The following is a 25,665-nucleotide window of genomic DNA, read 5'->3' as shown; positions in this document are numbered from 1 at the left end:
GCGACGTTGTGCCTCCCCGGGGCGTCGACTAGTCTGATCGGGCGTCTTCCCGGGCGATCGCGCGACGGGGTGGGTGGGCCCCTCCTCGCCGATCGCGAGGCGGGGCCCCCCCGGGGGAGGCCCGGTCGTCGAGGCGCCGCCCCACACCGAGAGGCCGACGCGATGTCCGATGCGTGCCCCGAATCGCCCCGGCGACCGCTGCCCTGGATCCTGCTGGTCCTCGTGCTCTCGCCCGGGCCGACGGCCCGGGGGCAGGACGACCGGCCGAACGTGCTGGTCCTCTTCGCCGACGACTGGCGGTGGGACACGCTCGGCTACGCGGGCAACCGGGTGGTGCAGACCCCGAACCTCGACGCCCTGGCCGCCCGGGGTGCCTGGTTCCGCGACGCCCGGGTGACCACCTCGATTTGCTGGGTCAGCCGGGCGACCCTGTTCACCGGCCAGTGGATGGCCCGTCACGGCCTGGAGCGCGGCAACGAGCCGATCCCGCCGGGGGCCTGGGACGAGACGTACCCGGCCCTGCTCCGGGAGTCGGGCTACTGGACCGGCCACGTCGGCAAGTGGCACAACGGCCCCTTCCCGGCCGGGGAGTTCGACTCCGGGACCTCGTACATGGGCCGCCATTACATGACGCTACCCGACGGGACGGAGATCCACGTCACCGACCGGAACGAGCGGGACGCGCTTCGGTTCCTGGCCGATCGGCCGAAGGACCGCCCCTTCTGCCTGACGCTCGCCTTCTTCGCCACCCATGCCGAGGACCCGAACCCGAAGCAGTACCTTTATCAACCGGAAAGCGCATCCCTGTATGAAGGCGTGACCATCCCCGTGCCCGCCACCGCCACCGAGGCCCATTTCCGGGCCCTGCCGCCGTTCCTCAGCACGGAGGAGAACGAGGGGAGGATCCGCTGGTACTGGCGGTTCGACACGCCGGAGCGCTACCAGGAATCCATGAAGGCGTACTACCGGATGGCCACGGAGGTGGACGCGGCGATCGGCCGGATCGTCTCGGCGCTGGAGGGGCAAGGCGCCCTCGACGACACCCTGATCGTCTTCATGGGGGACAACGGCTACTTCCACGGCGAGCACGGGCTGGCCGACAAGTGGTACCCGTACGAGGAGTCGTTGCGGGTGCCGCTGATCGTGGTCGACCCGAGGATGCCCGAGGCGAGACGGGGGCTGGTGAACGACGACTTCGTCCTGAATGCGGACGTCGCCCCGACCGTGCTCGCGGCGGCCGGAGTGCCGATCCCCCCCCGGATGCAGGGCCGGGACTTCGCCCCGCTCTACCTCGACGCCGACCCCCCCGCCTGGCGAGAGGAGTTCTATTATGAGCACCCGACCGTCTCCAACCGGGAACGCATCCCCTCCTCCCGGGCCGTCGTCCGCGACGACCTGAAGTATTCCTACTGGCCCGAGTGGGATTTCGAGGAGTTGTACGACCTGGAGGCCGACCCGTTCGAGGAGCACAACCTCGCCGCCGACCCGGCCGAAGCCGGCCGTCTGGAGGAGCTGCGGTCGAGGCTGGCCGAGCTGAGGAAGGAGGCCCGTTGAACGTCGGGCATGGCCCGTCGACGGCCCCGCCCCCCTCCGCGGGGAGTGGGTCGGGGGGCGGACCCGGTCGTGGCGGTGGGGAGGCGTCGTGGATGTGCCGGACGCCGGTCAAACCCTTGCTTAACAATCGGGGTTTCCCTAGAGTACCGAGGTGACTCGGGCCGCCTCTCCCGACGTGATCGGCCCCGACCGTGTCCTGGACCGCCGCCGGATCGGGGGCGGTTCCCAGCCGGAGGAGCCCGCCGATGGGCAACCCGTTCACCGCCCGATGCGAGGGGACGCTGCCGAGGAGGGCCTTCCTGAGGGCCTCGCTGACGGGCCTGTCGACGCTGGGGCTGGCCGACCTGCTCCGGCTGGAGGCGAGGGCGGGCGGCGAGGGCGGGTCGGCGGCCGGGCCGAGGTCGGGGCCGTCGATCATCGTGGTCTGGCTCTGGGGTGGCCCGAGCCACATGGAGACGTTCGACCTGAAGCCGGAGGCCCCCGAGGAGTACCGGGGGGAGTTCCGGCCGATCGAGACGAACGTGCCGGGGATGCTCATCAGCGAGCACCTGCCGAGGCTCTCCCGGATCGCGGACAAGTACGCCCTGATCCGGTCGATCACCCATGACAGCCCCGGCCACGTCAACAGCACGCACACGGTGCTGACCGGCTATCCGGGGGAGCTGGTCGAGGCGCCGCCCCACGAGCCGAAGTACCCGGACATCTTCCAGGCCTCGCACGCGATGCTGCCGAGCCGCCTGCCGGGCCTGCCGCAGTGGGTCGCGCTGCCGAGGATGCGGTACACCGGTGGGGCCTACCTCGGCGAGTCGCACGGCCCGTTCGCCGTGACCGGCGACCCGAGCCGGGCCGACTTCGACGTGCCGGCCCTGAGCCTGGACGAGGGGCCACGCCGCCGGCTCTCCGCCCGGGGGCGGCTGCTCGACGACTTCGACCGCATTCGCAGGGCCGTCGATCAGACCGGGGCCGTCGACGCGCTCGACGCGTTCCAGCGGCAGGCCCTCACCCTGCTGACCGGCACCACCGCGAGGGACGCCTTCGACCTCTCCCGGGAGGATCCCCGGCTCCGGGACCGCTACGGCCGGGACGAGATCGGCCAGCGCTGCCTGCTGGCCCGTCGGCTCGTCGAGTCCGGCGTACGGCTGGTGACGATCGACTTCCCGTGCGTGCCGGGGCAGAAGGCCTTCTCGTGGGACGACCACGCGAGCGTCTGGAACATCTTCGAACAGATGAAGATCCGGTTGCCCGTGCTGGATCGCTCCGTCTCGGCCCTGATCGAGGACGTCCACGCCCGGGGGATGGACCGGGACACCATGATCGTGGTCATGGGGGAGATGAGCCACACGCCGAAGCTCTCGAATTTCAAGGGCCAGCCGGGCCGGGAGCACTGGGGCAAGGCGATGTCGGTGTTGCTCTCCGGGGGGGGGATGCCGATGGGCCAGGTCATCGGCGCCACCAACCCCCGGGGCGAGGAGCCGAGCGACCGCCCCTTCCACCCCAGCGACCTGCTCGCCACCTGGTATCGCTTCCTCGGCATCGACCCCACCGCCACCCACCGGGACCGCACCGGCAGGCCCATCCCCCTGCTGCCCCGCGGGGAGCCGATCCGGGAGCTGGCCTGATCCCCGAGGCCCCTCGGGGGGGCCGGATGCCGTGGGGGCGGAGCAGCGAAGGCGGATGCCCACTCCGGCCTCCCCAGGGGAGGGGGGACCGAGGCATCAGGCCCGGGCCGGGGACCGATCCGTTCGACGGCCCTCGATCAATCGCCCTCCTTCCTCCGCCGCGTCCGCACCCGGCATCGATCCTCGGCCCTCGCCCTGGGGGCACCTCGATCGGGGGTAAGGGATCGGCCCGGGATCAGCCGAGCCGGCGGAGGAAGGAGCAGTCGAGGACCTCCTTCAGCCAGAGCATCGCCCGGCCCCGGTGCCAGAGGGGGCCGAAGCAGGCCAGGCCGGTGCCGTCCCCGAGGTTGAGGATCAGGAGGTGGTGGCGCCGGGGCCGGTAGCGCCGGAGCGGGCGGCCGCGCAGCGAGGCGAGGAGGTTGTGGGCCAGCACCGGGGCCTGTCGGATGGCGACGACGCCGATCCGGGGGAGGTCGACCCCGGCCAGCGTGGCGCAGTCGCCCCCGGCGAAGAGGGTGGGCTCGGCGACCGAGCGGAGGTGGGGGTCGATCAGCAGTCGCCCGCCCTCGGAGGTCGGCAGGCCGAGCCGGGCGACCAGCGGGTGGGCCGTCAGGCCGTTCGCGGCGATGGCCACGTCGAAGGGGAGCCGGTCGCCGCCGGCGAGGACCGCCTCGCCGGGCCCGACCCGGTCGACCGTCGATCCGGTCCGGACGGTGATGCCCGCCCACCGGCCGAGGGCCTCCGAGACGGCCCGGGCGGCCCCCTCGGGGAAGCCCGGCAGCAGGCGGGCGCCGGACGAGGCGAGCGTGACGGCGATCGGGGCCCGGTGCCGCTCGGCCAGGGCCCGGACGTTGCCGGCCAGCTCGCAGGCGGTCGCGCCGCCGCCGATCACCAGCACCCGGAGCGGGCCGTCGCCCCCGTCCGGATCGCGGGCGTGGGCGTCGCCATCGCCGAGGGGCCGGGCGCGGAACCGCCGGGCGAGGTCGGCGCGGAGTTCGGCCAGCCGGCGGATCGGCTTGACGGCGAAGGCGTGCTCGGCCAGCCCGGGGACGCGATCGGCCGGCACCGTGCTGCCGAGGTCCAGCGCGGCGAGGTCGTAGCCCAGCGTCCCGCCCCCGGCCAGCCGGGCGACCCGGGCGGCCGGGTCGATCTCCTCGACCCGGTCCCGGATGAGCCAGGCCCCGGCACGTCGGGCCAGGCGGGCCACGTCGACCCGGTCGAGTTCCACCTCGTACCGGCCGCCGAGCACGCCGGTCGCCAGGCCGGAGTACCAGAAGTCCTCCGGCTCGACGATCGTCACCTCGGCCCCGGCCCGGGCGATCGGCCCGAGCCGCCGGATCAGCTCCACGTGCACGTGGCCGGCCCCGAAGATCGCCAGCCGACGCCCCCCCGCCCGATCGCCCACCCCGCCCCCTCTCCGGTCCGCTCGGATCGACTCGACGGGACCTGACCGCCTGGACGCACCCGGCCTGCCGTGCCGCAGATTCCGGGCCGTCCCGGGTGGGTGAAGATTTGGCGCTGTGTCGCTATAGTAGGAGACAGTTCACTTCGGTCCCATCCGAAGGGGTCAACCAATTCGATGCCCCGACCCGGGCCGTCCGGACCCGATCGTTCGGGATCGGTCCTCCGAGGGAGACGTGTCGACCGTCATGCGTCCAACCAGAATCGCAAGCCCGATGCGACGCGGCTTCACCCTGATCGAGCTGCTCGTGGTGATCGCCATCATCGGGGTGCTCATCGCCCTGCTCCTGCCCGCGGTCCAGGCCGCCCGGGAGGCCGCCCGGAGGGCGCAATGCACGAACAATCTGAAGCAGTTGGGGATCGCGGTCCACAACTATCACGACATCCACAACGCGTTGCCCCCGGGGCGGATCGCCTCTGCCGCCTGCGGGCGGGGGTTCTTCGTCGGCTGCCAGAATACGCCGTGGTTCTCGATGATGCTGCCGCAGATCGAGCAGCAGGCGCTCTATGACGCCTTCAACGCCGACCTCGGCGCCGAGGGATTCCCCGGCCCCGGCCTCTCGGTGGCCGCCGGCTACTTCGCCAACGCCACGGTCGGCGCCACCCGGATCGACGCCTTCCAGTGCCCCAGCGACGAGGAACGCATCTTCCGGATCTCCACCGGCTACCTCGGCGGCGCGCTGAGCGGCCCGACCCCGTCGAAGGGGAACTACGCCGTCAATTGGGGCAACACCTACTGGGGCCAGGACCAGCCGGACCCGGCCTCGCTGCTGACCGACCCGGTGACCGGCGCCCCGGCCCGTTTCCTCCCCTCGGCCTTCGGGCACGTCGGCAAGGTGGGCTTCGCCAGCATCCGGGACGGCCTGAGCAACACGGTGATCGTCTCGGAGATCATCCAGGGGGCCGAGAACGACCAGCGCGGCGTGATCTGGTCCAGCCTGATGGGAGGCGGCTCGTTCACCACGAGGTTCGCCCCCAACCAGTTCCGAGACTATTACGGGCTGGAGCACGACGCCGACCGCCTCAACGCCTCCGTCTTCTGCGTGAACGAGCCGGCCGACGGCCTGCCCTGCGTGCCGGCGGTCTCCAGCGACCGGCTCCGGACCTTCTCCGGCGCCAAGAGCCGACACCCGGGCGGGGTGAACGTCCTGCTGGGCGACGGCTCGGTCCGGTTCCTGAAGGAGACGGTCGGCCACCCCATCTGGGTCGCCCTCGGGACGATCCGCGGTGGGGAGGTCATCGGTGCCGACCAGTATTGAGCCGGGCCCGACGCCCGACGGGCGACCGGAGGTCTCCTGCCTTGCCCGATGACGACTGGGACGACGACGACGACCCCGACCTGGATGGGGACGAGGACGAGGAGGACGACGGCGAGACCGCCGTCCTCCCCTGCCCCTCGTGCGGGGCCGAGGTCTACGAGGACGCCGAACGGTGCCCGTCCTGCGGCGACTTCATCGCCCGGCGTCGCCTCCGGGGCTGGGAGGGGAGGCCGTGGTGGTGGGTCGCCCTCGGCCTGGTCGGCATCGGGGCGCTGATCCTGTGGCTGCTCTGAGGGGTCGTCCCGGGACGGGGGACGCCGGGCCCTCCCGGGACGGGGGCCCGGCCTCCCGGCGGATCAGATCCAGGGGTCGTTGACGGCCTCCTCGGCCGAGGGATACAGGTCGACGAGCTTGGGCAGGCGCATCGAATCGAGCACCGGAAGGATTTTCGGGGCGACGCAGCAGACGCGGAGGGCGCCGTTCTCGCGGTCGAGGTGCTGGAAGAAGGCGAGGATGACGCCGACGGCCCGGCTGGAGAGGTAGTCGACGTGTTCGAGGTTGAGCACGACGCGTCGGGGGAGCGGCTTGTCGAAGAACGACTGCAATTCGTAGCGGAGCGGGCCGACGCTGGCCTCGTCGTCGAGGAACGACTCCCGGATGCGGGCGACGAGCGTGCCCCGGACGATCTCGCAGGCCAGGGCGTTGGTGGAGAGGGCCGGGTCGTCGTGGTGTGCCGGCCCTTCCTCCGGGGGGGAGTCGTCGGGGGCGGCCCCCTGCACCTCGTCCGGCTCCTTCCGGATGGGGATGAGCAGCTCGGTGGGGGCGTCGGGGTTGGAGGAGGAGGCCTGGTCGCGCAGCCAGGAGGCGAGGGCCTCGTCGTCGGCCGGCGAGGGCATGCCGGAGGCGGGGAGGATCTGGACCGAGAAGGCGAGGATGCCGACCTGGAGGGCGTCGCCGTCCTGGGCCTCGGCCTCCTCCCCCCGGAGGGTCCGGCCGGCGAGGATGGTGCCGTTCTTGGTGCCGTAGTCCCGGACGAAGACCTTGCCGTCCCGGATCTCGATGATGGCGTGGACCCGGCTGACGGTCTCGCTGGTGGGCCGGAGCTGGCAGCGGGCGTCCCGGCCGATCACGAAGCGTCGGCCCTTGATCTCGATGGCCCGGCCCTGCCCCTTCCCCCGCGAGACGACCAGCCGGACGACCGGCGCCCCGGGGGCCGGGAGCGGGTCGGGGCCGGTGGCGGCCGGGGCGTCCTCCTGCCGGGCCGATTCGGCCTCGGGCCGGGCCGAGGCCGGGCGGGGCCAGACGCTCTCCAGGGCCGGCTCGGTGTCGGGGAACATCTCGATGTGCTTGTACAGGTCGGTCATGAAGAACAGCTGCGCGACCGACGGCTGGACCGTGCAGACCTTCAGCGCCCCGCCGCCGCTCTTGCAGCGCTCGTAGACGCGGAGGACGTGGCTGAGGGCCTGGCTGGAGCAATGCTCGACGTTGCGGAAGTCCAGCGCGATGCGGACCTTGCCCGAGGAGGCCAGCTCCTCCAGCTGGTGGGCGACGCGTCGGATGTCGTCCTCGTCGATCAGGTCGCGGTCGAGGATCCGGGCCAGGGCGATGCCGTGCTGGTCCTCGATCTCCAGGCCGTGCCGGGTGGCCGTGGCGGCGTGGTGGTGCCCATGCTCCTCATCCCCCTCGTGGGCGATGCGGTCGAGGATCAGACGGGCCGTCTCCATCGCCGGGGAGACGACGATGTTCGAGTCCGAGCCGCCGGCCGCGACGCCCGCCGGCCGCCGGGCCTTGATCGTCTCGGCGATCCAGGCCGGGGTGCGGGCGTCGAGCTCGGCCGGCTCGCCGATCATGACGAGGTAGTGCACCGGCCCGACGCCCAGCTCGTCGCCGTCCCGGAGCTCCCCGGGGGCGTGGATCCGCTCGTCGTTGATGCTGGTGCCGTCGGCCGAGTTGATGTCCTCGACCAACAGGCGTTCCCCGCGCCAGAACAGGCGGCAGTGCCGCTTGCTGACCCGGCCGTGGTCGGGGCGCAGGTCGCAGGACGGTTCCCGGCCGATCACGTATTCCTGCCCCGACACGCGGTGCTGCTGCTTGCCGTAGGCGCCGAGCTGGACGAGCCTGACTTCCATATCTCAGGTCTCCGAGGGCGGGCAGGCGCGCCCTCGTCGTCGGGGGCGAGCGGCCCACGGATGCCGATCGGAGGCATCGGTCGATTTCTGGGAGAGGACAGCAAAGTGCATCCTCTGTCCTACATCGGCGGCGGGGTCGACGCAAGCCCTAGAATCGTCCCGGTGGATTTTCGGGGATGAGACCCGGATGCGACCGGGCGACGGGGCCGTCGCCCCTTCGGCGACCGGCGAGGCGGGCTCAGCCCGCCGAGCCTCCCCGCAGCCGGCCGAGCAGCGCGGCCCCGAGGGCCGGGTCGGTCATGCAGACGAAGCTGGCCAGGCCGGCGAGCCGGTCGACCGGGTCGGCGTCGGGCCCGGCCCGGCCGACTTCGAGGTTGTGCGCCGCCGCCCGGAGCTGCCGGCGGAGCCGCCGGGGGACACGGGCAGGGCCTTCCCCGTTGACGACCAGGCCCGTCACCTGCTGCCTCGCCCCGGCCCGGGCCACCCGGGTCTTGTCGAGCCGGACGGCGAACCCCTCCGACTCGACCACCCGCCTCGCCCCGCCGAGCAGGGCACCGAGGCGGGGCTCCCCCCCGTGGGAGGCGGGCAGGCTGAAGGTCAGGTCGTCGGCGTACCGGGTGTACCGCCAGCCCAGCGACCGGGCCAGCCCGCTCAGGCGGCGGTCGAGCCGGAGGCAGAGGGTGTTGGTCAGGCTCGGGCTCGTGGGGGCCCCCTGCGGCAGGCACCTCGGGCCGAGGGCGACGTAGTAGGTCGTGCCCCCCTCCTCGACGACCTCCCGGGGGGCCTCGGTGCAGATCAGGGCCAGCAGGGTCGACACCTGTTCCCGGTACCCGGCCCGGCGGAAGATCCCCCGCACCCGGGGGTAGGTGACGGAGGGGAAGAAGTCGGCGAGGTCCATCTTGAGCACGAGCTTCGAGCCGACATGCTCCTGCGCGTTGGACTTGATCGACCGGCCCGGCAGGAAGCCGTGGGAGGCGCCGTGGATGGGGAGCTTCTCGCTGATGTTGCGGAGGATCCAGCGCTGGGCGGCCTTGAGCGTCGGCATCGGCGCCCAGATGGCCCGCTCGGATCCGTCCCGCTTGGCGACGGTGAACCGCGCGTAGTGGATCGAGGTCGCCGCGTCCCGGTGGAAGGCCAGCCATCGGAGCTGGGGGATGGTCAGGCCGAGCGCCTCGGCCAGGTCCCGGGGGCCGTCCAGCGGCGGCAGCTCGTTCTCGGCGGCGCGTTCCTCGGCGTCGGGGGCGTCCCATTTGTCCTCGGTGGCGTGGTCATCCCAGAAGATCCCCTCGCCGAGGTGGACGATGTGCCGGGCCTTGTAGGCCTGCCAGGCCTCCCTCCTCAGCTCGAGGCGCCGGGCGGCCTCCTCCTTCAATTGCTTCTTGTAGGCCTCCCGCTCCCGGTCGGAGAGCGTGTCGATCTCCCGGCGCTCGACCAGGAAGCCCCGCTCGGAGAGCTGGCCGTTCACATACGAGTCGATGCCGCCGGCCCGCTCGATGGCCCGCCAGAGGGAGGTGAGGTCGGTCGTCCGGGACATGGGGCGGCCTCTCGGGTGCATCGGGGCCGACTCGGTCGATCGGCCGGCGGTGGGGGACGGGTCGAGGGTTGAGGTCCGGGGGAGGTCGTCCCGGCGGAGTGTCGTCGCTTCGGAGGTCGGGCCCTCGGGATCAGACCCGCTCGGCCGCCCGGAGCTTGGCGCTCCGGGAGCGGGGGTTCTGCCTCAGCTCCCGGTCTCCGCAGACGACCGGTCTCTTCGTCAGGGGGCGGAGGCGGTCGTCGGAACGGAAGGCGGCCTTGATGCGTTCGTCCTCGAGCGAGTGGAAGCTGATGACGACGAACCGGCCGCCGGGTCGGAGGCGATCGGGGGCGAGTCCCAGGAAGCGGTCGAGGATGCCCAGCTCGTCGTTGACGGCGATCCGGAGCGCCTGGAAGACCCGAGTGGCCGGGTCGGTCCGGTCGCGACGGGGGCCGTAGAGGCCCCGGACGAGGTCGGCGAGCTGGCCGGTCGTCTCGATCGGCGCCTCGGCCCGCTGGGCGACGATCCGGTCGGCGATCGCCTTCGCCCGGGGCTCGTCGCCGAGGTCCCGGAAGGCGTCGGCGAGGCGGTCGGCGGGCCACCGGTTGACGATCGAGGCGGCGGTGGTCGGCTGGCCGGGGTCGAACCTCATGTCGAGCGGCCCCTCGCGCTGGAAGCTGAAGCCTCGGGAGGCGGTGTCCATCTGGTCGGAGGCGAAGCCGAGGTCGGCGAGGATGCCGTCGACGAGGCCGAGGCCCAGCGCGTCGAGCACCTCGCCGATGCGGTCATAGGACGAGTGTTCGAGCGTGACCGGGAGCCCCTCGGTCCGACCCCGGGCGAGGTCGAGCATCCCCGGGTCGCGGTCGAGGCCGACGACCCGGCCCCCGGGCCCGACCCGTTGCGCAATCGCCGAGGCGTGCCCGCCGGCCCCGGCGGTGGCGTCGACGACCACGGAGCCCGGCTTCGGGTCGAGCCAGGCGAGCACCTCGTCGAGCATCACGGGGCGGTGGATCGGGGGCATGGCGGTCCGGTCACGAGGAAGAGGCGTCGAGGAAGCCGCGCCCGGAGAGCTCGGCGATCCGGGAGAGGTAGGCGTCCCGGGCGTCGTCGACGGAGTCGAACGTCAGCCGCTGTCGGCGCATGGGGAGCCCGGCCCGGCCCCAGTGGATCGTCAATCGCCGGCGCTCCAGCGCGAGCTGATAGACGTCCTCCCCGCGATCGTCCCGACGGGAGAAGGAACGCGTCTCGGCCGTCAGGGCCTCCAGCGGCGTCTGGCCCCTGCGGCGGAGGGCCTCGCGCCCGGCGTGGGAGAGCCGGAGCGCGACGAGGTGTGCGCAGGGCCCGTCCTTGAGCCCCTGGCGGCGGTAGAGCGGGCAGGTGCACTCGGCCTTCGAGACCTGGCCCTCATCGGTCAGCAGCAGGACGGGGCGATATTCCCGGCGGTCCTCGGCCACCTCCACGCGGCCGGTCAGCTCCAGGCCGGCGGCGGCGATCCGGACCTCGGAGACGATCGCCACGGCTCCCCGTCGTTCGACGAGGTCGTGGGCGATCCGCTCCCGCTTGTTCCGATATTCGAGCTTCGAGAGGTCGAGCGGGGCGTCGGTCAGGGGCCTGAGGCGGTAGACGTCGGCCGCGAGGTCGTACATGATCCGGCCCTGCTGGCAGCCGAGCTGGAGGGCCTCGACCAGCGGCTCCCATTTCAGCTTGGTCGCCCTGAGCAGCTCTCCTGCCCCGGCCTTCCAGTGCTCGGCGAGGTGGGAGAGGACGGCGTCCAGCTCCTTCGAGGTCTCCTGGGCCTTGCGGGGCAAGAGCAGGTCGAAGCTGATCGCCTGGGACCAGTTGGCGGCGGTGAAGCCGGTCAGGCCGAGGGTCAGGGCGATCGGCCCGGCCCGGAGGACCCAGAAGCTGGGCAGGCCGCTGCCCAGCAGGTGGACCTCCACCTCCTCGACCAGGGGCAGGAACCTCCGGAGCAGGAACAGGCGGCGACGCCCCCAGACCCGCACCACCTTCGCCGCCTTGCCGCCATAGGGGGCGGCCGTCGATCGGATCACCGTCTCCCAGGGCTCCAGCACGAGCCGGGGGGGCTCTCCGGGGACCAGTTCGATCCGGATCCCCCGGCGTTTCCCCTTCCGGTCGGCATGCATCCGGAGCTGCCGGAGGGCGTTGTAGAGGTCGATGGGGGCCAGCGAGAACGACTCCCTGGGCAGGGCGGCGGCCGACTGCACCTGGAGGAAGCCCCGGAGCCAGGAATCCGGCACCCGGACGGTCTTCTCCAGCACCGAGCCGGCCCCCTCGGTGGCGACGGCGACCCCCTCCCGGCCGATGCTCAGCCGGGTCGGCCGGTAGCTTCGGAGCCGTTCCAGGCCGTCGTGCAGGGATTGGCTGAAGTCGACGTTCGTGGTGCCCCAGGAGGGCTCGGCGGCGGGGTCACGGTCGAAGGCGGCCAGGTCGACGCCGAGCTTGGCGTAGGCCCCTTCGTCCTTGCTGAAGACCTCGAAGAAGACCTGGTCGGGGTGGACGGAGACGACCGGGTCGAGGATCAGGGCCGCGGTCGGGTCGTTCCGCATCAGCCAGGAGAAGTACGACCGCTGGGCCTCCCAGAGGCCGAGATGGGCCGACTCGGCCCTCATCCGGCGGTAGGCGAGGTAGGCGGTGCGGTCCTTCGGGACGTACCGGTAGTCGCTGCCGACGACGGCATACAGCGCGGCCATCGCCTCGCGGAAGCGGACGGGGTCGCGCAGGGCGGCCTCGAACCGGACGGCGGGGCGACGGAGGTTGCCGACGAGGGCGACCGTCGCCTCGCCCTCCTCGCCGACGAGCCTGCTCGGCCCGGCGTAGGCGAGGTCCACGTCGGTGTGGGACGGTGGCTCGACCGCCTCGGTCGGGGCGTCGGCGGGCTCGGGGCGATCGTCGGCGTCGCTCAAGGCGTCACCTCGACACGTCTGGGTTTGCGGGAACGGGCACGCCTGGAGCGTCGGAGGGCCCGCCAGGCGGCCTTGCGCAGCTCCTCGTCGGTTTGCTCGTCCAGGCCGACGCGGCGGAGGTGCTCCTCGGCGGCCTCGGAGGCGATCGCGGCCAGGCCCTCGACGGCGCCGAGGCGGGTGGCGTCGGGCAGGGAACGGTCGGCGGCCACGGTCGCGAGCGTGTCGATCCGTTTCCGAGTGACGAGGACCGGGACGGCCACCCCCTGCTCGTGCAGCCGCCCGGCCGCTAGGTCGATCGCGGGATCCAGGGCGTCGCCGAGGGCATCGGCCAGGAGGCCGAAGCCGACCGGGTCGACGATCAGTCCCGGGCCGAGCCGGGAGGCCCGGTCCCGGTCCCGTCGGGCGAGGGCGGCGGCGGCCAGGGTGCGGAGTTCGGGGGGGCCGTCTCGGGCGATCGACTCCAGGGAGTCGAGCACGGCTGGAGGGGGGTCGTCGAACAGGACCAGGGCCTCCGCGGTCGCGAGGAGGATCTCCCTGCCGGTCCAGATCGGAGAGCCCGCGATTTCCATCGCGACGAGCGCGGCGAGCCCCTCGGCGGCGGTGCCGACCCGGCCCGAAGCCCAGGCCAACGACGACAGACACCCGGGAATCCCGCGAGAGTCGGCGGCGACCGGATACGAGGCGGATCGTTCCAGGCCCCCACGCTCGATCGTTTCGCGGAGGTGGGCCCAGCGCGACGTCCAGGTTGCCAGGGCTTCCGAGATCGCCGGACCCGATCCCGGGTCTCGCGTCCGGCCGAGGATACGGGCCGCGACGGCGACGGTCCGGGCGTGATCGGAGGCGACGGCGGCCCGGACCTCGGCCGGGGGAGGGGCGGGGAGGTCGAGCAGGATCGATCCCAGGGCGTCGGCGACCATGTCGGGGCAGCGGGGGAGTAGCTCGAACAGCCGGCTCGGATCGCCTCGCTCGCGGAGTCGATCCAGCGGTGCGTCGAGCGGGATGCCGTGGGTTTCCCGGATCAGGTCCCAATCCTCGCAGAGGGCGAGCACGGGGTTCGGATTCTGGAGGACCGCCTCGTCGGGCTCCAGGGAATCGTCCCCGAACAGCCGCCGGGCGCTGCGGAGCGCGATGAGCAGGTCACGCAATTCCTCGCCCGAGCGGAGGTGAAGTCTCAGCAAGTCTCGCGTGGCCGGCTCGTCGTCGTGTCCCAAGAGATCGAGGGTGATGGCCCGTCCCCGGGTCTCCCCCCCCCCGGCCACCTCCCGGATGCGCGCCCAGGCCTCGGGGGTGCCGAGCCATCGGAGGCCCTTCAAGGCCGTCTCGGAGACGCTGCCGGGGGACCGGCTTTGGCGGTCGAGGAGCGAGTAGATCCGGGCGGACTGGCCGGACCGGCCGAGGTGGCCGATCGCCTCGGCGGCGACGTCCTGGAGCGCGTGGCCGTCCTCGGAGGCGAGCTGGAGCAGGCGGTCGAAGGCCCGGGGGTCGCCCAGTTCCCCCAGGGCGACGACGGCCCGGCGGCGGAGGGCGAGGTCCTGGAGGAAGTCGACCGCCGAGAGCAGCACGCTCAAGCCTTCGGGGCGGTCGCCGAGTGCCAGGCCCTCGGCGGCGAGGAACTGGCTGGTCGGGTCGGGGTGCTGGAGGGCCCTGAGCAGCGGCCCGGCCGGGCCGGATCGCGTCCGGAGCCGCCAGCCGATGGCCCGGAGGGCGAGGTGCCTCGGGCCGTCGTCGGGGTGGGACGAAGCGAGGGCGAGCGGCCCGTCGACCTCGGGGCCGAGGGCCCATCGGGCCGGGGAGATCGCCCGCTGCAGCAGCCGGGGTTCTCCCAGGGAGAGGCAGCGGTCCAGGATCGAGGCGAGGATGCCGTCCCTCCTGGAGTGCTGCGACTCCATCCAGCGGCGGTCGTCGGGCCGGTCGTCGTTGGGATCCTCGACCGGCTGGTCGTGTCCGCTGAGGGCGAGCAGGGCGTCGAAGGCGAGCGGCCGCCACTTCTTCTCGAGGTCCATCAGGGCGAGCAGGCGGTCGGCGTCCTCGGGGCGTCGGAAGCGGCCGGCGGCGGGGATGAGCACCTCCGCCGCCGCGGTGCCGGCGGGGTCCCGTTCGAGCCGGTCGAGCAGGGCGCCGGGGGCCCGGGGGTCTCCCTGGAGTTCGAGGGCGGCCACGATGCGGATCTGCTCGCCCCGATCGACGGCGGCCCCCAGCAGCCGGACCAGGGCCTCGAAGGCGGCGGGATCCTTGCGGTCGGCCAGGGCGAGGGCGGCGGCCCGGCGGACGGCGGCGTATCGGGAGTCGAGGGCGCCTCGGAGGGCGTCTCGGGCCGGCTCGTCCCCCGAGTCGACCGCCTCGTCCAGCCAGGAGACGGCGAGCAGCCGGAGGCGTTCGAAGCCCGATTCGATCGCCTTCGCGGCGACGGCGGGGCGGCCGAGGCGGTCGGCGAGCAGCCGGGCGGCCTCGACGGCGAGGTCGTCCTTGCGGGACATCATCACCTGGTCGAGCACCGATCGGCCCCGGTCGTCGTCCCCCGAGGCGCCTCGGAGCCGCTCCAGCCCCCGGGTGCCCACGTCGGTCTGCCCGGAGGCGAGGGCCTCCGCGCCGAGGGTGGTGGCGTCGAGGCCGAGGGCGACGAGGTGGTCGAAGGCGGCGAGGCGGGCCTCCTGGCTCGGGTCGCCGAGCGCCTGGACGAGCACGGGGACGACGGCGGGGACGAGGCTCGGGTCGGAGTCGGCCAGGGCGCGGAGGCGGTCGAGGGCCGACCGGCGGACCCGGGCGGCGTTGGCCTGGGAGGCGACGTTGGTCGGGGAGGGGCGGCCCTTCTTCCCCTTCGAGGTGGCCTCCCCCTGCTCCCGGGCCAGGCCGACGTAGGCGCCGAAGGCCCGCTCCAGCAGGGCCTCGGGGGTGATCGTCGGGGCCGGGCTCGGGGGGGCGTCGGCCTTCGCCCGGTCGAGTCCCGGGGCGAAGCGCTCCAGGAGGGCCGAGCAGGCCAGTTCGAGGGCGGCCGATTCCTTCACGCCCGGGTCGATCGTCGGCAGCAGCCGGGAGGCGGCCCGGGCCCTGACGATCGGCGGGGCGATCGCGAGCAGGTCGGCCATCGCCGAGACGGTGGCCTCGGGGACGGACCAGCTCGCCTCCGATTGTCCCCCCCGGTCGTTGACCAGCCGGGAGACGGTGGCGAGCAGCCCGGCCGGGTCGTGGCCCGACCGCAAGGCGTCGGCGGCGGCGAGGCGGACGCGGGGCGATCGGCTCGACAGGGCGGCGATCCGCCGGGAGGCGTCCCCCCGGGGCGCCTTCAGTTCCCGGCAGAGGAGCAGGAGCAGGGCCCGGTTGCGGGTCGCCTGGTCGCCGTCGTCCAGGGAGACGACGAGCCGGGGCTCTCCCGGGTCCCCCAGCGCGGCGAGCACGGCGAGGCGATCGTCGAGCCCGAGCACCTCCGCACCTTCGGCCGAGTCGAGCATCGGGGCGACCGAGGCGTCCCCCCGCAGGGCCAGGCCCATCGCGGCCCGGTACCTGACCTGGGGGTCGGCGTGGGAGAGGGCGAGGCGGAGCGGGCCGGTCGCGTCGGGCTCGGCACACCAGCAGAGCACGGCGGCGGCCCACTTGCGGAGCGGGGCATGGGGGGAGTCGAGCATCGGCAGCACGGGGACCACGGCCTCGGGGTCGCCGAGTTCCGCCAGGCCGTCGAGGGCGATCAAGGCCTGCGCCAGCCAGGCATCACGGCGGTCCTCCTCGACCGGCTCGGGGGCGGCGGCGAGGGCGACGAGCGGCCCGAGGGCGGCCCGGTCGCCGAGCCGGGCCAGCGCCCGGGCGGCCCGGCCCCGGATCTCGGCGTGGGGGCTGCCGAGGGCGGAGGAGAGGGGGGCGGTGGCGTCGTCGGAGACGAGGGCGTCGAGGGCCGACCGGCGGACGTCCGGGTCCTCGTCGTCGATCGCCCGGACGAGCAGCGCCTGGGCCGCGGCGGTGTGCGTCTTGACCAGCCCGGCGACGGCCTCCAGCCGGAGGTCGGCGTGTCGGCAGCCGAGCGCGGCCTCCAGCACGTCGAGCCCCTTCGACTTCTTCCTGGCGGCGTCGAGGGCGTCGGCGCGGAGGGCGGGATCCGGGTCGTCGAAGGCTCCGAGGAGGAGGTCCCAGGCCCAGGGCTCGGCGAGCTGGGCGAGGGCCTCGGTGAGCACCTCCCGGCGGACGTCGGCGTGGATGCTCCGGCGGGCGAACCGGAGGGCCCCGGCCCCCCCCCCGGCGGCGGGCAGGTTGAGCACCGCCTTGAACGCCTCGGCCCGGAGGGCGGGGGAGCCGTCGTTGAGCGCCCGGACCAGCAGGAGGCCGGTGGGCGATTCGGCCGAGGCCGGGGGCGCCTTCTTCGCCTCGGCCAGCAGGAGCTGGAGCCCCCGACGTCGGACGTCGTCGTGGTCGGCGTCCAGCCCGGCCCCGGCGGCGAGGAGGGGCACCTCCCGGTCGATCGAGGCGATGGCGGTGAAGGCGGCGTCCCGGACCTCGGCGGCCTCGTCGTGCAGCAGGGAGCGGAGGCGGCTGACGGCGGCGGCGTCCCCCAGGTTCGCCAGGGCCCGGCAGACCTCGACCCGGGCCGACGGCTCGGCCTCCCGGCTGAGTTGGAGCAGCAGGCCGAACGCCCTGGGATCCCCCAGCAGGGCGAGGCAACGGGCCCCCCGCAGGGAGGTGTCGAGCGACCGGCTCGCGGCGGCGTTGAGCAGCGGGGCGAGGTCCTCGGCGTCGAGCCCGGCGGGCGCCTCCGATCCGGCCTTGCCCCTCGCGCCCTTCTTCGGGGGCTTCGCCTTCGCGTCGGCCCCGCTCCTTCCGGCCGGAGGGCCGGCGGCCCCCCCCTGCCCTTCGAGAGCGGCGTCGAGGTCGTCGAGCTGTCGGGCCAGGTCGGCGTCCCCGGCCCGGATGGCCTCGACCAGCCGGGGGCGGGTGTGGAGCATCAGGAGGAAGGCGACGCGTCGGACGTCGGCGTCCCGGTCCTCGGCCATCCGTCGCAGCGAGGTCGACACGGCGGCCTGGCCGAGCAGGCCCCGATGCAGGAGGCGAATGAGGGCCCATCGGCGAAGGTCGGCGTGCGACGTGCCCAGGACGATCAGGTCGGCCTCGGGGGAATCGGCCGGGTGGATCGATTCGAGGGCCTCGGCGGCGGAACGGCGGACCTCCCACTCCTTCGCGTCGAGGGCGGCGAGCAGGCGGTCGAGCGCCTGGTCGTCCTGCTTCGAGCGCGGGGCGAGGGCCTCGACGGCCCTCCGGCCGATCTCGGGCAGGCCGGTCTTCAGGGCCAGGTCGATCGGCCGGAAGTCGGCCTCCCCTGCCCGGTCGCGGAGCCGGTCGAAGGCGAGCAGGCGGACGGCCTCGTCCGGGTGGCCGAGCAGCCCTTCCAGCAGCGGGACGGACCGGGGGTGGTCGGAGTCGCCGATGCGTCGGGCGGCGTCGAGGCGGAGGCCGGGGTCGGCGTCGGCCCGGGAGTGCTCGGCGAGCAGGTCGAGCGCGGCGAGGTCGTTGGCCGAGGCGAGGTCCGCGATGGCATGCTCTCGACGCCTCGGATCCCCCTCGGCCAGCTCCCGGCGGGCCCGGGAGAGGGCGCCGTGGATCTTCTGGGCCGGGTCGCCGAACTTCCCGGCGGCGTCGAGGACGAACAGCCGGATCGTGTCGTCCTCGCAGGCCACCGAGAGCCGGGGGCGGTCGTGGACCGAGACGACCGCCAGCCCCCGGACCTTCGCCACGCCGTCCTTCAGGGTGCCCGGGCGGGCCCCCCCGGATCGGGGCCACGTCTTGACCGTCGAATCGAGCGACCCGGTGAGGAACCGATCGCCGGGCGCCCAGGCGATGGCGGTGATGGCGTCGTCGTGGCCGAAGCTCCTGCCCCGGTCCTCCGGCTCCAGGGCCCCGCGGGCCAGGGTCGAGCGGAGCGCGCGGTCGGCCCCGGCCGAGAGGAACCGCAGCTCGTCGGGCTCGAATGCCAGGGCGGTGACGGCCCCTTCGTGCACCCGGGCCGACTCGCTGAGGATGAACTCCTCGCGGCCCTCGGCGGTGAACACGGAGACGTCCCCCCTGGCCGTGCCGGCGACGAGCCAGCGGCCGGTCGGGTCGGCGGCGAGGGCGGTCGCGGCGGCGGGGAGGTCGAGCGACTGGATCGGCCTCGCGTCCGGTTTGCTGACGTCCGCGATCACCACCGTCGGGCCGGCGGCGATCGCCAGCCGGTCCCCCTGCAGCGGGGAGAGGGCCGAGGCGGGCTCGCCGTCGAGGGACATCGCCGTCGACGGCGAGCCCCCGGAGATCGGGCAGCGGCAGATCGAGCCGTCCGACGCGGCGACCCAGACCTCGTCGCCCGACAGGCAGAGGGCCCGGCCCCCGCCGGGGATCGGGTCGCTCGCCAGGTCGAACGTCTCGCAGTCGAGCCGGTAGAGGGACGTCGGCCGCCCTTCCGGGTGCTCGGTGACGAACAGGAGCATCTTCCCCGAGGCGGCCAGCGCCCGGATCCGCCCCCGGTAGGCCAGGTGCTTCTCGGCGACGCTCACGAGGCGGCCTCCGATCCGGGGGCGGAGAGCCCCGGGTGGGCGTGCCGGATCCGGGTGACGGCCACCAGGCAGGCGGCGTGCTCGCTCTTGCCCCGGGAGCCGAGGAACTCGACCAGGGGGGGCAGGGCGAACCGGGCGAACGCCTCGTCCTCGATCGCCAGGTCGCACAGGGTCTCGACGACGGCGAGCTTCGCCAGGCGGTTCGGCAGCGGGCGGAGGCGGTCGAAGCCGTCCCCCCCCTGCCCTTCGGTCGGGCCGGCCGATCGCCTCGGGGGCCGGCCGGGGGGCAGCTCGAAGAGCATCCGACGGAGCAGGTCGCCGAGGCTCGGCGGCGGGGCGGGCGGCCGGTCGGGCCGGGCGGGGGGGCCGGTCCCCCGGGACGTGGCCGCCTCGGCCGCCTTCTTGCGGGCGACGGGGCCGATCGTCGGCCTCGGGGAGACGAAGGGGGCCCAGCCCCCGGTGATGTGCCGGTCCCGGTAGAGCGACCAGAGGGCCCGGACGACGAAGGCGCGGACGGCCCGGTCGGGGCTCTCGGTCAGCCGGTACAGCTCGTCGGGGAGCCTCAGGCGGGGGGAGCGGTCGATCAGCTTCAGGCCGAGGGCCCGGGTCTGCTCGTCGCCCGACTCGCAGAAGCGGTAGACGGCGGCGGGGCTCAGGGAGTCGTGGTCGATCCGGTACCGGCGGTGCTCCGGGGCGTCGTCGGCCAGCAGGGCATCGGCGACGAGGCGGCGGACCTCCGCGAAGGGGGCCTCGGCCAGCCGGACCAGATCCTCGCCCGGCGGCGACCAGCGGCCGAACTCGGAGCGGGCCAGGGTCAGGGCGAAGGCCCGGATCGGCTCCCTCGTCTCGAAGAAAAGGGGGAGGACGCGGTCGAAGCCGAGGAAGGCGTCGGGAATCTCGGCGCCGGGATCGACGGGGCGGTCGGTCTCGTCGAGCGCGATCCGGGGGTGGTGCCGCCTGATGTATTTCCGGGCGAACTGGCCGAGCCGGGCGTCCGAGGCCCCGCCGCCGACGGCCATCTCCCAGAGGCGTTCGCAGCCGGCGAGGGTGGCGTCGGCCGAGACGTCCCGAGATCGGCCGGAGAGCATCCGGAGGAAGGCCGTCTCGGAGATGATCCGGATGTTCGCCCCCTGGCCGTTCAGCTCCTCGGCCTTGAGCTGCTTCGACCCCTTCTTGCCGTTGCCGTTGCCGTAGAGCGGGGAGCCCTCGTCGCCGATCACGAGGTAGTGCAGCTTCGCCGTCACCCCCGAGGATACCGCCCCGCCGGCGTCCCGGACCTTCCCCTCGGACTCCTTGCGCTGCATCGTCGCCAGCTTGCCGGTGAAGAGGAACGACTGGCCGCCGAGGTCGACCGTGACCTCTTCCTTCGTTGGGGGCCGGTCGACGGACGCCGGTTGGTCCTGAGCGGGGGCGAAGTCGGCGGGGACGAAACCCTTGATCATCAGCTCGACGGCGAAGTCGTGGTAGCGGGGCTCGGCCCGACGGGCGAGGGAGAGCAGCCAGTCGAAGCCGAGATCCCCGGGGGAGAAGCGGCGGACATCGCCGAGCCAGCCGAGGACCTGGTCGGCCAGCGGCTCGTCGAAGCTGAGTTCCCTGTCCCGACCCTTGAGGATCGAGGCTTCCAGACGCACCAGCGGGTGAGCGTCCCAGTCGGGGTGGAAGGCCATCGCCTTGAGGGCGTCAATCGGCACCGACCCGGCCTTGAGCCGACCTTCGTTGATCCAGGAGGCGGCGATCCATCGGGTGTCGGGGCGGATCAACAGCAGAGCGAGGAATTCCGGATCAAAGGTGTCTGGCCCGAATCGAGCGAGGTGTTTCATCGCGAATTCGGCCAGAGCCCCGGCAGGTTCCTGATCCGCCCAGTCGTACTTGTCGAGCAGGTCCCGGAAGTAGCCGTAACCGAGCGTCCCAGGCGAGTGGATCTTGGGGAGCAATTCGGAGACGAACTCGAACGCCTCCTCGCTCTGTGAGAAGAGGAGGTTTCGGAACCACTCCGAAGTCAGCTCCTTGGGGCCGAAGTGCGCCTGGATGGCCTTGGCTGCCAGCGTATGACCGTATTCGGATTCGAGCAGGCGTCCCCAGGCGTCGAGGCCGACCTCCTTCCGGGGGTCTCGTTCGCCGAGCAGGTCGGCGGCGAGCTTGCGGACGGCCTCGCTGCGGTTGTCGGCCAGGCGGACGAGTTCGTCGACGGGCAGGTCCCGGGTGTGGGCCCGGGCATAGTCGGCCGCGTAGGACCGGGCGAGGTCGCTCGGCGAGTCGAACAGCGAGAGGACCGGCCCATGCAGGCCCAACTCCCGGAAGCTCGACTGCTCGAACTTCGGCACGTTGCCCAGGATCCAGACGACGAACTCGTGCACCGGGGCGGCCCGGGAGGCGATCAGCCGGACGACCCAGCCCGGCTCGACTTCCCGGAGCGAGGCCCGGAAGTCCCTCCTCAGCGCCTCGGTCGCGAAGGCGAGCACCGCGTCGCTCCGGGCCCGCTCCAGCAGGACGAACAGCGGCCGGGGGCTCCGCCTCCAGGAGTCGGGGAAGGCCCGGAGGGCGACCGGGTCCTTCTTCGTCGCCCCGAAGAGGAACCGGCCCCGCGTGTAGGCCTTCGAGCCGTGGTAAAGGATATGGTTGTAGACCCACGCCCCTTCGGCCTGCGACCGGTCCCTCCCCCAGGTCGACGGATACCGGGCCAGCACGGCCGAGGCGACGTCGGGGTAGGCGACCGGCATCATCCGGCCGATCGCCCGGAGGTGCCGCCAGGCCCGCCGGACCATGTAGGCCAGCGTCCGGCGGCTCACGCCGTGCTGGTGGGCGGCATGGGCCACGTCGAATCGGGCGGTCAGGGCGGCGAAGACCTCCAGGTCGCCCCGCGACTCGGCCTCCTTGAAGATCCGCTTCAGGGCCCGCCAGGGGCCGTAGGTCAGGGCGACGGTGTCGATGACCCGCAGCAGGCAAGCCCGGGCGAAGGGGGAACCGTCCTCCCAGAGGGCGAGGATGAGTTCATGGAGGCGGAGGCGGTCGGACAGCGGGGCCTCGGCGTCGGGGGCTTCGAGCGCCTTGAAGGCCGAGAGCCACTCGATCCGCTGCTCCTCCGGGGATTTCTTGAGGAACTCCGGCGTCCGGGTCCGGGCCATCAGGAGGTCGAAGGTCGGCGCCCCTTCCCGGATGGGGACCTCAGGCTCGGGGTCGGGCCGGGAGGAGATCGCCTCGATCAGGTCGACCAGGATCGGGTCTCGTGCCTCCCAGGCGCGTCGGGCGTCGTCGATCGAGGGTCGGATCGCCACGGCTGGTCGCCCTATCGGTCGCGGTCGAGGTGATTCGCCGGGGGAAGATCGGGCTCGGGGTCGGGCGGCCCCCGCCGGTTGCCCGGCGAAGGGCCGCCCTCCCCCGTCCCGAGTCCTGCGGGGCCGGGCTGGGGCAACGATCCGGGGGGTGACATCTACCACCGGACCTGGGACATCGAAGGCTCTCCGGCCCGCCGTCCCCAGGGGGGACATCTACCGGGCGGAACGGCGATCGGCGCGGTTGGACCAGGCCCGCCCGGTAGATGTCCCCCCTGGGGACGATCAGCGGGCCTGAAACAGCCTTCGTTGTGGTGCGTGAGGGGCCGATTCCACGGGCGGCGCAACGCCGCCCAGACGCCCGAAGGCGTCGAGCTAGACCTGTCCTCCCGTTCGTTGACCCATCCATCGATCCGCAGGACGGCCTTTTTTATCGCGGGGGAGGCCGCCCCGCAAGGGGGGCGCCCGGCGGCCACGTCCCGCATCGAGATTCTCCGTGATCGGCCCCGGCGGGTCGCCTATGATTTGGGGGGAGCGTGCGGGGCGCCGCAGGTCCAAAACAGGGGGCACCACCCCGGGCGGTCGGGGCCCGGGAGGCCGGGAAGCAAGCCGGGAGGGGCACGGCGCGGTGCAAGACGAGCTCGAACAGCGGGTCCGGATCCGGACCCGGGCGCTGGCCCGGTCCAACGAGGCCCTGCGCTCGGAGGTCGCCGAGCGGGAGCGGGCCGAGGCCTCGCTCCGGCAGGTCCAGGAGCAGTTCCGCCTGTTCGTCGAGCACAGCCCGGCCGCCGTGGCCATGTTCGACCGCCAGATGCGCTACGTGCTGGCCAGCCGACGCTGGCGGACCGACTACGGCCTGGGGGACCGCGAGATCATCGGCCGAAGCCATTACGAGGTCTTCCCCGAGGTCCCCGACCGCTGGAGGGAGATCCACCGCCGGGTCCTGGCCGGCGAGGTCCTCGGCTGCGAGGAGGATCCCTTCCCCCGGCCCGACGGCCACACCGATTGGGTCCGGTGGGAATGCCGCCCCTGGCCCGACGCCTCCGGCGCGGTCGGCGGCCTGATCATGTGCACGGAGGTCGTCACCGAGCGGAAGCGGGCCGAGATCCGCCTCCAGCGGGTCGAGCGTGCCCGGATGGCCCTGAGCCGATGCAGCCAGGCGCTGGTCCGGGCCGTCGACGAGCCGTCCTTCCTCCGGGAGATCTGCCGGGTGATCGTCGAGGTGGCCGGCTACCGCCTCTGCTGGGTCGGTTTCGCCGAGCACGACGCGGGGAAGGCCGTCCGCCCGGTCGCCCACGCCGGCTACGAGGACGGCTACCTCAAGACGCTCTGCGTCTCCTGGGACGACACCGACCGGGGACGGGGCCCGGTCGGCCGCGCCATCCGGTCCCGACGGCCGAGCGTCTTCAAGGACGTGGCCAACGACCCCAACTTCGCACCCTGGCGCGAGGAGGCGATGAAGCGGGGCTACGCCTCGGTGATCGGCGTGCCGCTGCTCTGTGAGGCGGAGGCCCTGGGCGTGGTGGTCATCTACGCCTCCGAGCCCGACGCCTTCGACGACGAGGAGGTGGCCCTGCTGCGCGGCCTGGCCGACGACCTGGCCTTCGGCGTCGTCTCCCTCCGGGCCCGGGCCGAGCGCCGCAAAGCCCGGGAGGAGCTGGAGCGGGCCCACGAGGAGCTGGAGCGCCGCGTCGACCTGCGCACCGCCGAGCTCTCCCGGGCCAACGAGCAGCTCACCCGGGAGGTCGCCGACCGCGAGCGGGCCGAGCAGGCCCTCCGCTCCTCCGAGCGGCTCTACCGGCAGCTCACCGAGGGGACCGGCGACGCCATCGTGGTGGCCGACCATCGGGGCGTCATCACCCTGGTCAACCCGGCCGCCCGCCGGGTCTTCGGCTACGACGAGGGCGAGGCCCTCGGCCGGCCGCTCTCCCTGCTGATCCCCGAGGACCACCAGGTGGACCACCGCGGGGCCGTCCGCCGCTTCGTCGAGGACCGCGAGGGCCACCTCGTCGGCCGGACCGTCGAGCTGAGGGGCCGTCGCAAGGGGGGCGAGGTCTTCCCGCTCGAGGTCTCCCTCTCGGCGATCGACCTGCCCGAGGGGGTGGTCCTGCTCGGCGCGATCCGGGACGTGACCGACCGCCAGCGGATGCAGGCCCGGATCAGCCAGGCGGAGAAGCTCGCCTCGCTCGGGCTGCTCAGCGCCGGGATCGCGCATGAGATCAATAATCCATTGGCTTATGTCTCCAACAATCTGGCCGTGCTGGAGCGCGACTTCGCCGCGCTCTCGGAGATCCTCGACGTCCACGACCAGGCCCGGGGAGACATGCTCCGGGCCTGCCCCGACCGCCTCTCCCGGATCGATGAGATCGCCGAGGAGTTCGACCTGCCCTACCTCCGGCGGAACCTCGGCCGCCTCCTGGCCAGCACGAAGCAGGGGATCAAGCGGGTCTCGGACATCGTCCAGAACCTACGGGGCTTCACCCGCCTGGACCAGACCGCCGTCGATCGCGTCGACCTGCACGAGGCGATCGCCAGCAGCATCGAGATGGTCCGGGGCCGGCTCGCCCACCACAACATCACCCTGGAGCAACACTGGGCCGACCTGCCCCCGGTCTCTTGCACCCCGGCCCAGATCAACCAGGTGGTGCTGAACCTGCTGGTCAACGCGCTGCAGGCGATCGAGGCCACCGGCCGAGACCACGGCCGGATCGCGTTGTCGACCCGGCAGCAGGGGGACGAGGTCGTTTTGGAGGTGGTCGACGACGGGGTCGGCATCGCCGAATCGGACCTCCCCCGGATCTTCGACCCCTTCTACACGACCAAGCCGATCGGCCAGGGGACCGGGCTCGGCCTGAGCATCAGCCATGGCATCATCCGGGACCACGGCGGCCGGCTGGAGGTTGACGGCCGCCCCGGCCTCGGGGCCCGATTCCGGATCGTCCTGCCCGTCGCCCGCCCGGAGCCTCCCCCCGAGGGCGACCCCACTGGGCCGGCCGCCCCCCGAGCCTGAGGCGGGGGCATTCCGGTCGGCGTCGGGGCCGGTCGGCCCGGTGGGATTTTCGCCTCACAGCGGGGCGGCCGGCGGCCCCCCCGCCCGAGGGACGCCCAGACGCTCAACGGGCCGTCGTCTTCGCCCCCGGGCGGCGTGTGTCGGTGATCCGCATCATATCATCACGAACTCCTCGCCCTGGCCCCCCGGCGAGTAAAAGGTCGTGACCCGAGTGCCGTCGCTCCTGTACTCCGTCGTCGAGCGGAACGCCAACACGATCCCAGCCGGTCACGGCCCCTCGATCCGGCCCGTGGTCAGCGTCCGGGTCGCGGGCTCGTACGTCGCTTCCTGCATCGAGAGGCCCGGCGACATGGCGTTGGCCCCGCTGCCGACCGCCCCGGGCCCGGCCGCCGGGGATCGACGGGCCCGAGGCCGG

At 73.3% G+C, this 25,665-nt stretch carries 12 protein-coding genes; 5 read left to right on the top strand and 7 right to left on the bottom strand.

Annotated elements, in window-relative coordinates:
• Positions 1–162 precede the first annotated feature (162 nt).
• Together ElP_RS13110 and ElP_RS13105 are read left to right on the top strand one after the other, a co-directional pair.
• The gene (locus ElP_RS13110) at positions 163–1,554 is read left to right on the top strand and encodes a sulfatase family protein (RefSeq protein WP_145269937.1); all 1,392 of its coding nucleotides are present in this window, start codon (positions 163–165) and stop codon (positions 1,552–1,554) included.
• A gap of 245 nt (positions 1,555–1,799) precedes the next feature.
• On the top strand, positions 1,800–3,173 hold the full coding sequence (locus ElP_RS13105) for a DUF1501 domain-containing protein (RefSeq protein WP_145269936.1): 1,374 nt from the start codon (positions 1,800–1,802) through the stop codon (positions 3,171–3,173).
• A gap of 235 nt (positions 3,174–3,408) precedes the next feature.
• On the opposite strand, the gene ElP_RS13100 is transcribed toward ElP_RS13105, so the two are convergent.
• A complete protein-coding gene (locus ElP_RS13100) occupies positions 3,409–4,578 on the bottom strand; it encodes an NAD(P)/FAD-dependent oxidoreductase (protein ID WP_145269934.1) in 1,170 nt (389 codons plus the stop codon).
• A gap of 271 nt (positions 4,579–4,849) precedes the next feature.
• Here ElP_RS13100 and ElP_RS13095 point away from each other — a divergent pair, with 271 nt between their 5' ends.
• Together ElP_RS13095 and ElP_RS13090 are read left to right on the top strand one after the other, a co-directional pair.
• Positions 4,850–5,893 (top strand): DUF1559 family PulG-like putative transporter, encoded by a 1,044-nt coding sequence (locus tag ElP_RS13095; RefSeq protein ID WP_145269932.1) that lies wholly within the window; start codon positions 4,850–4,852, stop codon positions 5,891–5,893.
• Between the two features lie 41 nt (positions 5,894–5,934).
• Positions 5,935–6,186: a zinc-ribbon domain-containing protein gene (locus ElP_RS13090; RefSeq protein WP_145269930.1), complete on the top strand. Its 252-nt coding sequence runs from the start codon at positions 5,935–5,937 to the stop codon at positions 6,184–6,186.
• A 63-nt stretch (positions 6,187–6,249) separates the two neighbouring features.
• On the opposite strand, the gene ElP_RS13085 is transcribed toward ElP_RS13090, so the two are convergent.
• From ElP_RS13085 to ElP_RS13060, 6 genes are all read right to left on the bottom strand, one after another.
• The gene (locus ElP_RS13085; RefSeq protein ID WP_145269928.1) at positions 6,250–8,022 is read right to left on the bottom strand and encodes an FHA domain-containing protein; all 1,773 of its coding nucleotides are present in this window, start codon (positions 8,020–8,022) and stop codon (positions 6,250–6,252) included.
• Positions 8,023–8,260: 238 nt separating this feature from the next.
• Positions 8,261–9,556: a reverse transcriptase family protein gene (locus tag ElP_RS13080; RefSeq protein WP_145269925.1), complete on the bottom strand. Its 1,296-nt coding sequence runs from the start codon at positions 9,554–9,556 to the stop codon at positions 8,261–8,263.
• A gap of 130 nt (positions 9,557–9,686) precedes the next feature.
• Positions 9,687–10,556 (bottom strand): 16S rRNA (cytosine(1402)-N(4))-methyltransferase RsmH, encoded by an 870-nt coding sequence (gene rsmH / locus ElP_RS13075; RefSeq protein ID WP_145269923.1) that lies wholly within the window; start codon positions 10,554–10,556, stop codon positions 9,687–9,689.
• Positions 10,557–10,566: 10 nt separating this feature from the next.
• Positions 10,567–12,459 (bottom strand): SWIM zinc finger family protein, encoded by a 1,893-nt coding sequence (locus tag ElP_RS13070; RefSeq protein WP_145269921.1) that lies wholly within the window; start codon positions 12,457–12,459, stop codon positions 10,567–10,569.
• Entirely contained in the window at positions 12,456–18,968 is a 6,513-nt protein-coding gene (locus ElP_RS13065; RefSeq protein ID WP_145269920.1) for a HEAT repeat domain-containing protein, read from the bottom strand. The genes ElP_RS13070 and ElP_RS13065 overlap by 4 nt, the downstream gene beginning before the upstream one ends.
• Positions 18,965–22,243 carry a BRCT domain-containing protein gene (locus ElP_RS13060; RefSeq protein WP_145269918.1) on the bottom strand — a complete coding sequence of 1,093 codons (3,279 nt, stop codon included), beginning with the start codon at positions 22,241–22,243 and terminating at the stop codon, positions 18,965–18,967. Before ElP_RS13060 ends, ElP_RS13065 begins: the two co-directional genes overlap by 4 nt.
• A gap of 625 nt (positions 22,244–22,868) precedes the next feature.
• Here ElP_RS13060 and ElP_RS13055 point away from each other — a divergent pair.
• On the top strand, positions 22,869–25,250 hold the full coding sequence (locus tag ElP_RS13055) for a GAF domain-containing sensor histidine kinase (protein ID WP_197446950.1): 2,382 nt from the start codon (positions 22,869–22,871) through the stop codon (positions 25,248–25,250).
• Positions 25,251–25,665 lie beyond the last annotated feature (415 nt).

The organism is Tautonia plasticadhaerens (genome assembly GCF_007752535.1).
Taxonomy (GTDB): Bacteria; Planctomycetota; Planctomycetia; order Isosphaerales; family Isosphaeraceae; genus Tautonia; species Tautonia plasticadhaerens.
This window is presented reverse-complemented; position numbering and strand designations above follow the sequence as displayed.

Bases quoted from the DNA above. Each gene is read 5' to 3' on its own strand.
- ElP_RS13110 (WP_145269937.1), top strand. From the start codon at position 163: ATGTCCGATGCGTGCCCCGAATCGCCCCGGCGACCGCTGCCCTGGATC.
- ElP_RS13105 (WP_145269936.1), top strand. From the start codon at position 1,800: ATGGGCAACCCGTTCACCGCCCGATGCGAGGGGACGCTGCCGAGGAGG.
- ElP_RS13095 (WP_145269932.1), top strand. From the start codon at position 4,850: ATGCGACGCGGCTTCACCCTGATCGAGCTGCTCGTGGTGATCGCCATC.
- ElP_RS13085 (WP_145269928.1), bottom strand. From the start codon at position 8,022: ATGGAAGTCAGGCTCGTCCAGCTCGGCGCCTACGGCAAGCAGCAGCAC.
- ElP_RS13080 (WP_145269925.1), bottom strand. From the start codon at position 9,556: ATGTCCCGGACGACCGACCTCACCTCCCTCTGGCGGGCCATCGAGCGG.
- rsmH (WP_145269923.1), bottom strand. From the start codon at position 10,556: ATGCCCCCGATCCACCGCCCCGTGATGCTCGACGAGGTGCTCGCCTGG.